This is a genomic window from Rhizobium atlanticum (assembly GCF_030182485.1).
Classification (GTDB): Bacteria; Pseudomonadota; Alphaproteobacteria; order Rhizobiales; family Rhizobiaceae; genus Rhizobium.
Map to the genome: position 1 here is coordinate 208,744 of NZ_JAQJCJ010000003.1, position 12,579 is coordinate 221,322.

14 protein-coding genes are annotated in these 12,579 nt (G+C 60.5%); 7 read left to right on the forward strand and 7 right to left on the reverse strand.

From position 1 onward, the window contains the following. Positions 1-156 precede the first annotated feature (156 nt). Entirely contained in the window at positions 157-600 is a 444-nt protein-coding gene (locus PH551_RS06295) for a DoxX family protein (protein WP_085781369.1), read from the forward strand. Further along, positions 597-2,195 (forward strand): MFS transporter, encoded by a 1,599-nt coding sequence (locus PH551_RS06300; RefSeq protein WP_085781370.1) that lies wholly within the window; start codon positions 597-599, stop codon positions 2,193-2,195. The genes PH551_RS06295 and PH551_RS06300 overlap by 4 nt, the downstream gene beginning before the upstream one ends. Positions 2,196-2,293: 98 nt before the next feature. Here the strand turns inward: PH551_RS06300 and PH551_RS06305 are convergent, their stop codons facing one another. Then, positions 2,294-2,920 carry a hypothetical protein gene (locus tag PH551_RS06305; protein WP_285192458.1) on the reverse strand — a complete coding sequence of 209 codons (627 nt, stop codon included), beginning with the start codon at positions 2,918-2,920 and terminating at the stop codon, positions 2,294-2,296. 442 nt (positions 2,921-3,362) lie between these two features. Continuing rightward, on the reverse strand, positions 3,363-4,286 hold the full coding sequence (locus PH551_RS06310) for a LysR family transcriptional regulator (protein ID WP_285192305.1): 924 nt from the start codon (positions 4,284-4,286) through the stop codon (positions 3,363-3,365). Positions 4,287-4,440: 154 nt separating this feature from the next. Here PH551_RS06310 and PH551_RS06315 point away from each other — a divergent pair, with 154 nt between their 5' ends. Both PH551_RS06315 and PH551_RS06320 read left to right on the forward strand, forming a co-directional pair. Further along, positions 4,441-5,622 (forward strand): MFS transporter, encoded by a 1,182-nt coding sequence (locus PH551_RS06315; protein WP_285192306.1) that lies wholly within the window; start codon positions 4,441-4,443, stop codon positions 5,620-5,622. A 235-nt stretch (positions 5,623-5,857) separates the two neighbouring features. Further along, positions 5,858-6,058 carry a hypothetical protein gene (locus PH551_RS06320; RefSeq protein WP_085781373.1) on the forward strand — a complete coding sequence of 67 codons (201 nt, stop codon included), beginning with the start codon at positions 5,858-5,860 and terminating at the stop codon, positions 6,056-6,058. 110 nt (positions 6,059-6,168) lie between these two features. On the opposite strand, the gene PH551_RS06325 is transcribed toward PH551_RS06320, so the two are convergent. Further along, on the reverse strand, positions 6,169-7,464 hold the full coding sequence (locus PH551_RS06325) for a GGDEF domain-containing protein (protein WP_285192307.1): 1,296 nt from the start codon (positions 7,462-7,464) through the stop codon (positions 6,169-6,171). 152 nt (positions 7,465-7,616) lie between these two features. Between PH551_RS06325 and PH551_RS06330 the strand changes: the two genes are divergently transcribed. From PH551_RS06330 to PH551_RS06340, 3 genes are all read left to right on the forward strand, one after another. Further along, positions 7,617-9,311, forward strand: a complete 1,695-nt coding sequence (locus PH551_RS06330; RefSeq protein WP_285192308.1) for a sensor histidine kinase — start codon at positions 7,617-7,619, stop codon at positions 9,309-9,311. Then, positions 9,308-9,664 carry a response regulator gene (locus PH551_RS06335; protein WP_285192309.1) on the forward strand — a complete coding sequence of 119 codons (357 nt, stop codon included), beginning with the start codon at positions 9,308-9,310 and terminating at the stop codon, positions 9,662-9,664. The genes PH551_RS06330 and PH551_RS06335 overlap by 4 nt, the downstream gene beginning before the upstream one ends. Positions 9,665-9,767: 103 nt before the next feature. Next, positions 9,768-9,953, forward strand: coding sequence for a hypothetical protein (locus PH551_RS06340; protein ID WP_285192310.1), 186 nt, complete (start codon positions 9,768-9,770; stop codon positions 9,951-9,953). 42 nt (positions 9,954-9,995) lie between these two features. Here the strand turns inward: PH551_RS06340 and PH551_RS06345 are convergent, their stop codons facing one another. From PH551_RS06345 to PH551_RS06360, 4 genes are all read right to left on the reverse strand, one after another. After that, positions 9,996-10,514 carry a hypothetical protein gene (locus PH551_RS06345; RefSeq protein ID WP_285192311.1) on the reverse strand — a complete coding sequence of 173 codons (519 nt, stop codon included), beginning with the start codon at positions 10,512-10,514 and terminating at the stop codon, positions 9,996-9,998. Between the two features lie 107 nt (positions 10,515-10,621). Then, on the reverse strand, positions 10,622-11,167 hold the full coding sequence (locus PH551_RS06350; RefSeq protein WP_285192459.1) for a GXWXG domain-containing protein: 546 nt from the start codon (positions 11,165-11,167) through the stop codon (positions 10,622-10,624). After that, the gene (locus tag PH551_RS06355) at positions 11,167-11,664 is read right to left on the reverse strand and encodes a metallophosphoesterase family protein (RefSeq protein WP_085781379.1); all 498 of its coding nucleotides are present in this window, start codon (positions 11,662-11,664) and stop codon (positions 11,167-11,169) included. Before PH551_RS06355 ends, PH551_RS06350 begins: the two co-directional genes overlap by 1 nt. Before the next feature lie 47 nt (positions 11,665-11,711). Continuing rightward, the gene (locus PH551_RS06360; protein WP_285192312.1) at positions 11,712-12,533 is read right to left on the reverse strand and encodes a DUF1206 domain-containing protein; all 822 of its coding nucleotides are present in this window, start codon (positions 12,531-12,533) and stop codon (positions 11,712-11,714) included. Positions 12,534-12,579: the final 46 nt, after the last annotated feature.

The window sequence follows — 12,579 nt, forward strand, 5'->3', positions numbered from 1 at the left end:
ATTCAGCTCGGGTGGCCAACTGCCGCCCGAGAGCCGCCCATAATTGCTGTTTTTGCAATTAAATCGAAACTATTGCTGCAATTGTTGGCAAGGCGGTAGCCAGCCAATATCGCTCCATCGAACACAGCCGCTCGCGGCGGACATACAGGAGCCGACATGACCTACCAATCTCAATCATCCAATCCAATCCGGAGCCGCGTGGCAGGCGTCGTCGAATCGCCTGTGGTGCGAACGGCGTCGCTGCTGGCTCTTTGCGCAGCCTACATCCAGGGTCCGCTCACCAAGATGTTCGACTTCAACGGTGCACTGGCTGAGATGGATCATTTCGCTCTGCATCCCGCCGCGTTCTTCGCGATCGCCGTGATCGTATTCGAGCTGACGGCCTCCGCCATGGTGATCTCGGGTTTCCTGCGCTGGGCGGGCGGGCTTGCGCTTTCAGGCTTCACCCTACTTGCAACCTTCATCGCCCTTCGCTTCTGGGAGATGGCGCCTGGGATGGACCGCATGATGGCCACCAATGCCTTCTTCGAGCACCTCGGCCTCGCAGGCGCATTCGTCTTCGTTACAGCATTCGACCTCACCAAGGGAGCAGGCAAATGAGCGCCGCAAAATCATCCGGGGGAACCTTCGCGCCCCTCGCACAGCCCGTGTTCGCCGTCCTGTGGATCGCCACCGTTATTGGTAACACCGGAAGCTTCATGCGCGATGTCGCAAGCTCCTGGCTGATGACGGATCTGTCCGCATCGCCGGCTGCGGTCGCCATGGTCCAGGCTGCCGGAACCCTGCCGATCTTCCTGCTTGCCATCCCCGCAGGCGTTCTGACCGACATCCTCGATCGCCGCAAGTTCCTGATCGCCATCCAGGTGCTACTCGCCTCTGTCAGCATGGCGCTGATGGTTCTCTCTCAGACGAGTATGCTTTCCGTCAGCGCGCTGATCGGTCTCACATTCCTCGGCGGGATCGGTGCTGCGCTGATGGGACCCACCTGGCAGGCGATAGTGCCGGAACTCGTGAAACGCGAGGACGTGAAGAGCGCGGTGGCGCTGAACTCGCTCGGCATCAACATCGCCCGCTCCATCGGGCCTGCCGCGGGTGGCCTGCTTCTCGCAGCCTTCGGAGCCGGGATCACCTATGGCGCGGACGTGGCCAGCTATATCGTCGTGATCGCAGCTCTTGTCTGGTGGCCGCGGGCAACGAACTCCAACGATGCGCTTCAGGAGAACTTCTTTGGTGCGTTCCGAGCCGGCCTCCGTTACACCCGCGCGAGCGAGCCGCTGCACGTCGTGCTTATGCGGGCGGCGATCTTCTTTGCCTTCGCCAGCGCAGTCTGGGCTCTTCTTCCGCTCGTTGCCCGCCAACTGCTCGGTGGTGATGCGAGCTTCTACGGCATCCTGCTTGGTGCGGTCGGTGCTGGTGCGATCGGCGGTGCCTTGGTGATGCCGAAGCTGCGTGCACGCTTGAGCTCGGACGGCCTGCTCCTCGGCTCAGCGCTTGTCACAGCAGCCGTCATGGGTCTGCTTGCTCTCGCTCCACCGAAGTGGGTTGCGATCGTCGTCCTTCTTTTCCTCGGGGGAGCGTGGATCACGGCGCTGACGACGCTCAACGGCACCGCCCAGGCTGTGCTCCCGAACTGGGTGCGTGGTCGTGGTCTTGCTGTCTATCTGACCGTCTTCAATGGTGCGATGACTGCCGGAAGCCTCGGCTGGGGTGCTGTCGGCGAAGCCGTCGGCATCCAGTCGACCCTGCTCATCGGAGCTGGCGGCTTGCTCATCGCCGGGTTCATCATGCACCGACTGAAGCTTCCCTCGGGGGATGCCGACCTGGTGCCGTCCAACCACTGGCCGGAGCCGCTTGTTGCCGAACCGATCGCTCATGACCGCGGCCCGGTTCTGATCCTGATCGAATACAAGGTCGAGAAGCAGCACCGCACAGCCTTCCTGCACGCAATCGATCATCTTTCCAGGGAGCGGCGCCGCGATGGTGCCTACGGATGGGGCATCACCGAGGATTCCGCCGATCCCGAGAAGATCGTTGAGTGGTTCATGGTGGAATCCTGGGCTGAACATCTTCGCCAGCACAAGCGGGTCTCGAACGCCGACGCCGATCTGCAAGGGAAGGTTTTGGCTTACCATGTCGGTGCCGAAAAACCTGTCGTCCGGCACTTCTTGGCAATCAATCGGCCCGCGGCGGCATGACACAGAAGTAAGGAAGTGGCAGCTAGGGCTGCCGCTTCCGATCCATTAGCTAATTAGGTAACTCGAGAGATCATTTGCCGATGCGAACGCCGCCAATCCTACCGCAGCAGGCCGTCGCTTCCGAACTCGTCCCAGCCGCTCAACCCGATGGCAGCATCTTCAGCTTTCGGATCAGCTTGATTGACTTTCTCTTTTTTCCTCAGCGAACGCGTCAGCTTCGCCTGATAAGCGGCGCGTCTGCGGTTTTCTGCCTTCGTCCTCGCGTCTTCTTCACGCCATTCGTCCACAGCCCCGCGGTCGAGCAGGTCTTCGACAATCCGCGGGTTGAATACGTGGAAGGTGATGCGCCGCGCTCGACCCTGAAGCCGGACGGTTCTCGTTCCAGCGCTTGGAAGACGCCCGTCCTCCAACCAACGCTTCCTTTCAAAGGCCGTTATCCCCAGGATGTCCTCAATCTCGCGAGGAATGATCGGAAGGTTGGCGATATCCTGTAGTGCTTCGGTTACAATCGACGAGGTCGCGCGAAACGCTGTCTTCGAAGACTCCGCCATGACTAGGGTGAGCGCGCCCGACTGCATATTCAGCGACTTTCTTACCGCGGGAGGCAGGCGAGACCGGACTTCTTGCAGGATTCCCTTCACCCTGACAGCCGAGCCGAGCGTCGCCTCCACGCGGAGTGACCACTCCCTGATCAGCTCGGGATCATCGCTGTTATTTTTCGCCATCGTGTTGGGCATACCGGAGCAGATGGGGTCGCAAGCGGCGAGCGTCAACCGGCTGCCTGTCCGATGCCGTCGTTGGCGCTTCGCACATTCGGGCGATTTTGCTTGATCCACCAGGGCCCATGCGTCCGTTCTGTTAGCCAGGGCCACCCATCCTGCCGTGAGGGATCACCCACTTAAAAGCGGCAGGGCCGCTCAAGTCCTTCCACCCCCCGCGGCCAGCGATTTGATCGGCTTGACTTGGTACGACAGATGGGCGGCGGTGAGAATATCAGCCGCTCGAGAATGCACAATCGGCTTGCTTCGGCATTGGCCTGAGATTGGCTCGGCCGGGATGTGCGACACAGACAGGCGGACGTCGCCACTAGGCAGCTGGGCAAAGCGGCCAAGCTTGATACCGTATTTTGGGGTAGACCATCTATTTGAAACTTACCTTTCGAGAGTTTCAGATGATCTGCTCCGGCGAACGATCTTTGCCGACATTTTCCGCAAGGAAATCTATGAAAGCGCGAATGCGGGCTGCGAGGTGCTCGTACCCGGCGAATACTGCGTGGATCAACTCGATATCTTCTGGATTGTATTCTTCCAGCACCGGGACGAGTAACCCAGAGTCGATCTCTGGCTCAACATGAAATTGGCCGATCCGAGCCAAACCAACGCCGGCAAGGCACAGCCTGCGTATGGCCATTCCGCTGTTGACCGCGCTGTTGCCGGATACGGGCAACCGATACATCTCGGTCGATCCCGGCGCTCGAAAGGGCCACTCGTTGAGCGTTCGGCGGAAATTGAAAGTCAGGCAATTGTGGCCAACGAGATCGGCCGGTGTCTTTGGTATGCCATGGGCATCCAGATAGGCCTGAGATGCCACAATGACGCGCCGGCTTTCAAGGAGTTTTCGGGCTTTCAGTGACGAATCTTCCATGGGGCCGGAGCGGATCGCAATGTCGGTCCGCTCTTCGATTAAGCCAATGACGCCGTCCGTAAGTGATATGTCGAGTTGCACTTCGGGATAGAGTTTGAGGAACTTCGGGACGAGCGGGAGGAGATAGCGTTCGCCAAAGCCAACGGAGGCATTGACCCTGAGAATCCCTCGCGGCGCGACTTTTCTGCCAGACGCGATGATCCGTTCAGTCTCCGCAATGTCGCCCAGGATTCGCCGGGCTCTCTCCAGATAAATTTCGCCTTCCGGCGTGAGCGTCATCGTGCGGGTTGAGCGGACGAGCAGTCGGGTCCCGAGCCGGTCCTCAAGCCTGGTGACAAGCTTGCTCACCGCCGAAGGCGAAAGTTTCAGGCGCCGTCCGGCCGCCGAAAAACTCTGCAATTCGGCCGCATTTACAAATACTTCCATTTCCCCAATGCGATTATCCATCGTGTTGTCCTGTGAATTTGATTCACATCTGTTTCTTCAATAGTGCCCGTTATCACAAAAGTCCCGTGCAATCATATTGCGGTCAACAACTTCGTCTGACAGCGCTGCTGTCTTTGCAGCCACCACCTCAACGGCGAGCGGAAGGAAATTTATCATGCCTTTAGCAATCTTAGCCTTGACGATCGCGGCCTATGCAATCGGTACCACAGAATTCGTGATTGTCGGTCTTTTGCCGACCGTTGCCACAGACCTCAACATTACCCTGCCGCTTGCCGGGCTTATCGTCAGCGTCTATGCGCTCGGCGTGACCTTTGGCGCGCCGATCCTGACGGCGCTCACTGCCAAAATCGAAAGAAAGCCGTTGCTGCTCGGCCTGATGGCCTTGTTCATCGTTGGCAATACAATCGCGGCGTCGTCGCCGGGCTACGATCTGCTGCTTGTGGCCCGGGTGATCGCCGCCTTCGCCCATGGCGTGTTCTTCTCGGTCGGCTCGACCATTGCCGCCGATCTCGTGCCGGAGAACCGCCGCGCTTCGGCCATTGCCATGATGTTCATGGGCCTGACAGTTGCCATCGTCACGGGCGTGCCACTCGGCACCTATATCGGCCAGATCCTCGGTTGGCGCGCGACTTTCTGGGCCGTTGCCGCACTCGGCGTCATCGCCTTCCTCGCCATTGCCGCCCTGTTGCCGCACACGCTCAAGAAGGCGCCGCCGGCAAGCCTGCTCGATCAGCTTCGCGTTCTTGGCTCCGGTCGTCTGCTCATCGTCTTCGCAATGACAGCGCTTGGCTACGGCGGCACCTTCGTCGCCTTCACCTTTCTGGCGCCGATCCTTCAGGAAATCGCCGGATTCTCCGAGGAGAGCGTCAGCCTTATTCTGGTTCTCTACGGCATCGCAATCGCAATCGGCAACGTTGCCGGCGGCAGAATCGCCAACCTTAACCCGGTCAAGGCATTGATCGGTCTGTTCATCTTGCAGGCCATTGTACTTGTCATCTTGACCTTTACCGCGGCCTCGCCGGTTCTGGCGATCGTCACCCTTGCTGCGCTCGGGTTCCTTCAGTTCGGCAACGTGCCCGGCCTCCAGCTCTATGTCGTCAAACTGGCCAAAGAACACCGTCCGGGTGCCGTGGACGTCGCATCGGCTCTCAATATTGCCGCCTTCAACCTAGGCATCGCAATCGGCGCATGGCTGGGCGGTCTGGTAGTTGAATCGCCGCTTGGCCTAGGTGCGACCCCTTGGGTTGGTGCCATTCTGGTTGTCATCGCTCTGTTACTGACCATGTTGAGCGGCGCTCTCGACCGTCGCGCGGTTCCGGCCCTGAAGACAGCCTAACATAGCGACCCGGCGCCTTGCGCGCCGGGTCGCCTATCGGATCTCACCCAGGAGTACTCCCATGTCTACGTTGAAAGCCAGCCAGTTTTCCGCGCTTGACCGCATCAGCTAGCCGGAGGAGGCCAGACGCCCTGGGCCGACCGCACGGAAACAAAACGGCGGCTACGTGGTTACTGATCAGACGCGCAGGAGCGTTTCCCTTGCGAGGAAAAGTAGCCTTAGCGGGAGCAAGACGATGGACACAGCAACACATTGGGCGCTTCTCCTTGGCATATTGACGTTGGCGAGCTGGTTGGCCGGAGGCTTCGCGGCTGTGCTTGGAAACGTGGAGCTTGGCCATCACGGGCAAAAGACAGCCGAATATCTGACATTCGGTCTGAGCGTCACCGGCTTCATCTCCGCTATCGCGATGGTATTGATCCTGGTGATCCGATGACCTCGATCACCCGACTGGCCATAGGGCCGGCCTTCCCGCGACCGTCAATTATGTGGCTGCGGGCTGGATGATCGTTCGGGGGAAGGAGCTCTGATAGATCTGCCTATCCGCTACCCCTGACGTCGCGCGGCGGTCTGCCCGGCGGCAGCAGGCGGACGACGAAAGATCGAGACCTGGTTGCGTCCGGCCTCCTTGGCGCGGTAAAGAGCCATGTCGGCCTCGTGCTGGAGATTGGCCAACGAAACATCCGTATCGAGTGCCGATTTGAACGCCACCCCGACGCTCAGCGTCACCGAAGGGCCAACGCTGGAGGCCGGGTTCGGCAGGGCGGCCGCTTCCACGCTTTCGCGTACTCGCCTGGCGACCGCGACGGCCTCTTCTTCATCGACATCAGGAAGCACGATGAGAAACTCCTCGCCGCCATGTCGAGAGACAAGATCGCGATCTGCGCGCACGCAGCTCTGGATGATGCCGGCAACCTTGACGAGGCAGCGATCGCCTTCGCCATGGCCGAGCTTATCGTTCAGCCCCTTGAAATGATCAATATCGCACATCAGCATGGCGACGCCAGTTTCGCGGCCATTGCGCCAGAGGCCCTCGAGCGTTTCCATCATCCAACGGCGATTGGCGATCCCGGTGAGCGGGTCGGTTCGGGCCAGCCGCTCCAATCGGGCGTTCGCGTCGGCCAGCTCCGCGACACGGCGTTGATCCCTGCAGTCTAGAAGAAATGTCTTCTGCGCCAGGATATTCATCGTTCGCCTGGCGACCACCGTAGCGATGATCCCACAGGAAAAGAACAGGGTCGCGGCGACGACACTGCCCGCTTCCAAGAGCGGGTTGTACCATTGGAGGATGAAGTAGAGACAAAGGGCATAACAGGCAATTGCAATCGTCCAGGCCAGCGGTACGCTGAAGATGGTGATTGCGCTCGTCGCGACGAACAACATGATGCTCAAATGCCGCTCGTAAAATTCGCCGCCGGCAAAAACGCCGACGAGCCCGACCGAGAGGAGAATAAGGAACATTCCCACAAGCAGTGACGCCCGCTGAACGGCCGCCGGCCGCGGCTTGTTCCAGACGACCGCGGTCAAGATTGCCGCCGGCGGCAAAAGGCAGGCGGGGGCAATCATCGACAGAACGATCTGCCCGGGAAGCAGGAGTGCGTTCAGCGCCAGCGTCAGAACATCGACGAATGCGACCCAGATCATCCAGGAGCGGATGACCTTCGCGGTCTGCCGCCACAGCCTTTCGTCAAAACGGCGGCGCAGCTCGCCCGTCAGGCGGATATCGCGGGTTCGGCCCGATAAAAGACGTTCGACCTCATCCGCCATTACGCCAGACAGCGGCCGTGGCGGAACAGAGCCCGCTGGAGAGGTTTCAGAGGAAGTGCTTTTGGCATCACTCATCTTTGATTTAACTAGCCGCGTTGCAAAGCCCGGCAAGGCTTACGTACCCGCATCGGGATTCGTATGTTGATATTTTGTAAACAAGATTGCGCGCGCGGTCTGGGCCGGATCGTCTCGCTCATGCTACCAACCCTTTTCCGAAAGGGGACAGGATGAGGCTCAAACTGGTTGCAGTTGCGGTTGCGGCGCTGGCGCCGGTGGTTGCGATGCTCGTCTACAACGAAGTCGCGCTCCGCCACCAGCGCAACGAGGAAGTGCGCGCCTCCGCGGCGCAGGCGGCGAGGCAAGCCTCGTCGGAAGTCGAACGGATCATCGAGGGTCTGCACGCCCTTCTCGTCGCCGTATCCGCCATGCCTTCCGTCCGGCACCTCGACGTCCAGGCTTGCAACGATGCACTGAAGTCGGTTGTCGAAAGCATCCCCAACATCCGCACCATCTTCGTCGCCGGTCTCGATGGGCGGCCGATCTGCGGAAGCATGGCTTTTCCCCCGGGCGTGGTGTTTTCCGACCGCGATTACTTCCGGCAGACTCTGGAGACCAAAGACTTCGTCGTCGGCACCTATACGCAGAGCCGCCTTTCCGATCGCCCGGTGTTGCCGCTCGCGATGCCGCTGATGGAAGGCGATACCATCAAGGCGATGATCATCAGCGGAATTCGGCTGGACTGGCTGCAGAACCGCATCACCGAGCGCGGTGTTGCTCCCGGCAATGCGGTAACGCTCGCCGACGCCAAAGGGACTATCATTGCGCACGTTCCCTCTCCCGAACAGTTCGTCGGTACGGTTATGCCCGAGGAATACCAGCGGCTGATCCACGCCGAACAGCCTGATGTCATCGAGATGACCGGCCAGGACGGAACAGCGCATATCCTCGGCTATCGCCCGATAGCCTTGCCTTCCAACCCACTCTATGTCAGCGCCGGCTTCTCGAAAGCGGAAGCCTTCGCGCCGATCGACCGGGCGACGCTGATGAATACGCTCGCCATCATCGGCGGTGCGCTTTTCGCCTTCCTCGCCGCGATTTTTATCGGCAACCGCTTCATCCTGATACCGATCTCCAGGATCGCGGATGTGATGGAAAGTTGGCGCAGCGGTCAGACGACGGCGCGGACCGGCATGAAGGGACCGGGCGAGCTGGGGCAGGTCGGCGCAACCTTCGATCGGCTGCTCGACGAACTCGAAGAGCGCAGGCGCCAAAATCAGCAGGCGGAGGAGGAACGAAGCCTGCTCGTCCGCGAGCTGGCGCATCGCGTCAAGAATGGCTTCACGCTCGTGCAGGCGATTGCCAGACAAACCTTCTCGCGGTCCGATCCGGAGAGATACAATTCCTTCGCCGAGCGGCTCGCAGCCCTCGCCGGCACCTATGACCTCATCCTGTCGCGGGAGGGGTCGGCTTCGCCTATTCGGGATATCCTCTCCGCCGCCCTGAGGGCGCATGTCGCCTCGCAAGCCGAGCGCATTCACCTCGAAGGACCGGACGTCGTTCTTCCCGCAGACACCGCCCTGCCGCTCTCGCTCGTGATTCATGAGCTGGCGACCAATGCAACCAAGTATGGAAGCCTCGGCAGCGAAAATGGAACAGTCACCATCGAATGGAAACATGAGGATGGACGCGTCCAGCTTCTGTGGACGGAAGCCGGCGGCCCGCCTGTCTCGACGCCGACGAAAAAGGGCTTCGGCTCGGTGCTCATAGAACGTGCCTTCCCTTCGAAGGCGCAGGCGCGATCCCGGGTGGACTACCGGACCGAAGGCCTCATCTTCGAAGTAATATTTTCGATTGGGGAACCGGTTGCCAAAGGCGAAGTTGACCCTCCAAGCCGGGACGAAAAGCATACGAGCCAGACATGAAAACCAAGGTAGTCGTGGTCGAGGACGAAGCTCTGCTGCTGATGATGGCGGTCGCCATCGTCGAGGAGGCAGGCTTTGAGGCGCTCGAGGCACGCAATGCCGACGAGGCGCTGATGCTTTTCGAAAGAGTGCCCGGCATCCGGATCCTGTTTACGGATATCGACATGCCGGGCAGCATGGATGGCTTGATGCTGGCAAAGGCTGTCCGCGACCGCTGGCCGCCGGTGGAAATCATCATCGTCTCCGGCATGAAGCAGCCGGACGCGAATGACCTGCCTGAGCGCGGCCTCTTCTTCTCCAAGCCTTACGACACCCGCAAGCTCACCGATGCGCTCGTCAGGATGGCCGCCTAAAGCATGGTCTTCAAAACCGTCGCCTAGGCGTCTTTGGAAGCTGAGCCATGCATCCTTTTGGAATCTTGTGCGTTTCCCTAATCCAACAGCAAAGGAGACGATCATGTCGAAACGTGAACTGGTAGATACGGGCACCGACAAGCGCTACGTCCGCCGCGACAATCGCGGTCGCTTCAAGGAATCCGACGACGTCAGCCGCTCGCTGTCGGCAGACAAGCGGCGGCGGGCAAAGAATGACACCAAGCCCGGGGAAGGCGACCGAGGCGACCATCGCGCCAAAAAGCACTGAAGGCGCTGCGGCGGGAAAACCTCTTGACGTCAGGAGGAGGCCTCATTTCTTCGCTGGCGAGGGACGCTGTAGATCGATGCGGCTCGTCACGACCGACTGGCCCGAGGCCGGATCTCGGTCAACCGTTTGCAGTCGCAACCTGTCTTGCCCGAGTTTCTCAATCATCAGCGTGGCGTCTCGATCGCCATTGACGATCCGCGCCCAGGTCACACGCAGGTTCAGTGCTTCACCGTTCCTGCTGCCGGCAAGCTTGGACGGCTGCCCCGATGGACCGATGTAATTCCCGGTGTAACGCTGCCCGGCTGCCTTCACACTCGCCGAGAAACTTCGGGTGAAAACCGCCAAGCCGCGGCATTTTCCGTTCATCGAGACGGCGGATGCGCTGGCATCTGATCTGAGGGTACACGAGACATTGAAATTGGTGCCGCCTATCTTGGTGAGCACCATTCCACCCCCGCTCCAGTCACCTGCCAAGGATTGCAAAAACCCTGCCTCGGACGCCTTTACGTTCGACGGCAAGCAGGAGAGCGAGAGCAAAGTCGCGATCAGGACGGCACGCATGATATCCCCCACGCTAGCGTGCCCTTACAACTGGCGAACGCGGCAGATTGTTCCCGGCGCCGAGGCGCTCGCGCCATCGTGGCGGCATCGGGCAGTCGCCTCCTTATTCAATCTGGGAAGGCTCGCTGAGATACGACTTCGATCTTGCGGAGATTGAAGAAATAGCGACGGGGATCATTATCGACGCACATCATACCGGCCACTTCGTGATCTCCCATCCTGCGGAAATAGTCGGCGATAGGCTGCCTGTCGTAGACCATCGCAGCAGTGCTGACGTTGTCGAACGTCCGAAGCTTCAACGAGGCGGTCGTGCCCCGCGCCCGGAGTGCCTTCTGCAGATAGGAGAACCAGTTCCGGGCGATCCGAGTGCGGCCGAACGGCGCCGCCTTGATCGCCAGGCTGATTGGGATAATTCCGGGTTCGATCGCCACCAGCCGATCCGACCGCCACTGAAAGAGGAGGGCGTCCGCGCGCATGTCGGCGTGGAACCGCTTGCCGAACCAGCCGAGGTTCTCGAGAACGCCGTCGAGCGGGTGATCCGATGGTATGCCCGCACCTCGCCACAGGCCGAGCATCTCGGTCGGCTGGACCGGCGCCAGCGAAGAGAACCAGGCCGTCATTTCGTTCTGTCGCTTAGCGCTTTTCAGCGGCATCATGACCCCGGCTTCGTTGACAACAGGGCTTGCAGCGACACCGGCCTGAGGCCCTGCGCATCGACGCCGACATCGTACTGGCGGGGCAGGGGCTTGAGGCGGCCGTGGGAATGTCCATGCAGATTGATCGACTTCTTGCCCATCTTCTTCCAGGTGCGGAAGGGGTAATGGCACAGGATCAGCAGATGATCGTCCAGAGTCATCTCACTGTAGTGCTGAACGCTTGCCCATCCCGTCGCCTCTGTCGTCGCCGGGGGATCATTATTCCCGATGATGAGGTGCTTCCGCCCGTTCAGCATCGAAAGGAGCTGGTCGCAGTCCCCACCGCGGAACGACATGAAGTCGCCGAGATGCCAGATATCGTCCTGCGGGCCAATGATTTCGTTCCAGTTCTGGATCAGGGTCACGTCGTGGGACGTCATGTCGGGAAAGGGGCGTCGGTCGATGCGAAGGACGCGGGGATCTGCAAAATGGGTATCGCCGGTAAAATAGATCATCTGACAGAGATGGCGCAGCCCGCCTGCTTGGGAAGCCGCCGTTTTTGCTAATGGCCAGGTGTGGGGATCGAATGTTTCACGTCCTCAAGGGACGGGCTGTGCACGATGCGATAGCGCGCTTCGACGAGGTTATAGATCCCGAAGGCCGCCAGTCCGATCGCCACGGCGATATAGAGGATGGCGCCGAAAGGAAGCCGTCTCACCCATTCGAGCGCGTCCGCCATGCTGCCTGCTTGCTCAGGATCAACACGAAAACCTGCATAGGCGAAGAAGATTCCGGTGATCACAAAGACGATGCCGCGGGCGACGAGGCCGTAGACGCAGACCGAGGTCACCACGCCGCTGGCGTCGGCGAGCCTGAGATAGCGCTCGAATTTCCTGGTGATGCCCTTAGCCGCCGTCACGACCCCGCCGATGATGAAGCCGAGACCGACGGCCATGGCAAGATAGGCGCCGAACGGCTGCGACATGATCCACTGGGCCAATCCCTTCTCACCCGAGCCTTCGCTTCCGCCGCCGCTGAAGAGTGCGTGCCCCAGCGCGTATCCGGCAAGCCCGAGATAGACGACGGCGCTGCCGAAGAAAACCGCGCGGATGGCGATGGCCTTGGTGTCGCGGCCATGGCCGTCGCTGTCGGCGAGCGACTGCGCCAGTCGCCAAGCGACGAAACCCAGAAGTCCGACGCCGATGAGCCCGACCCAGACGCGGCCGAAGGGCTGTTCGAGAAGCGTCGAAAGTGCCGATTTCGTTTCCGGCTTCCCCCCGGCAACGCCGGAGAAGAGAGCGAGGCCCGCCACGAGGAGGAACACGATACCGCGCGCCACATAGCCGCTCTTGGCAAGCAGGTCGAAACGAAATCCTTTGGGCATGATATTCTCCGCGCGTCTGTGTGGCTGTCAGCTCTAACGCGCCACC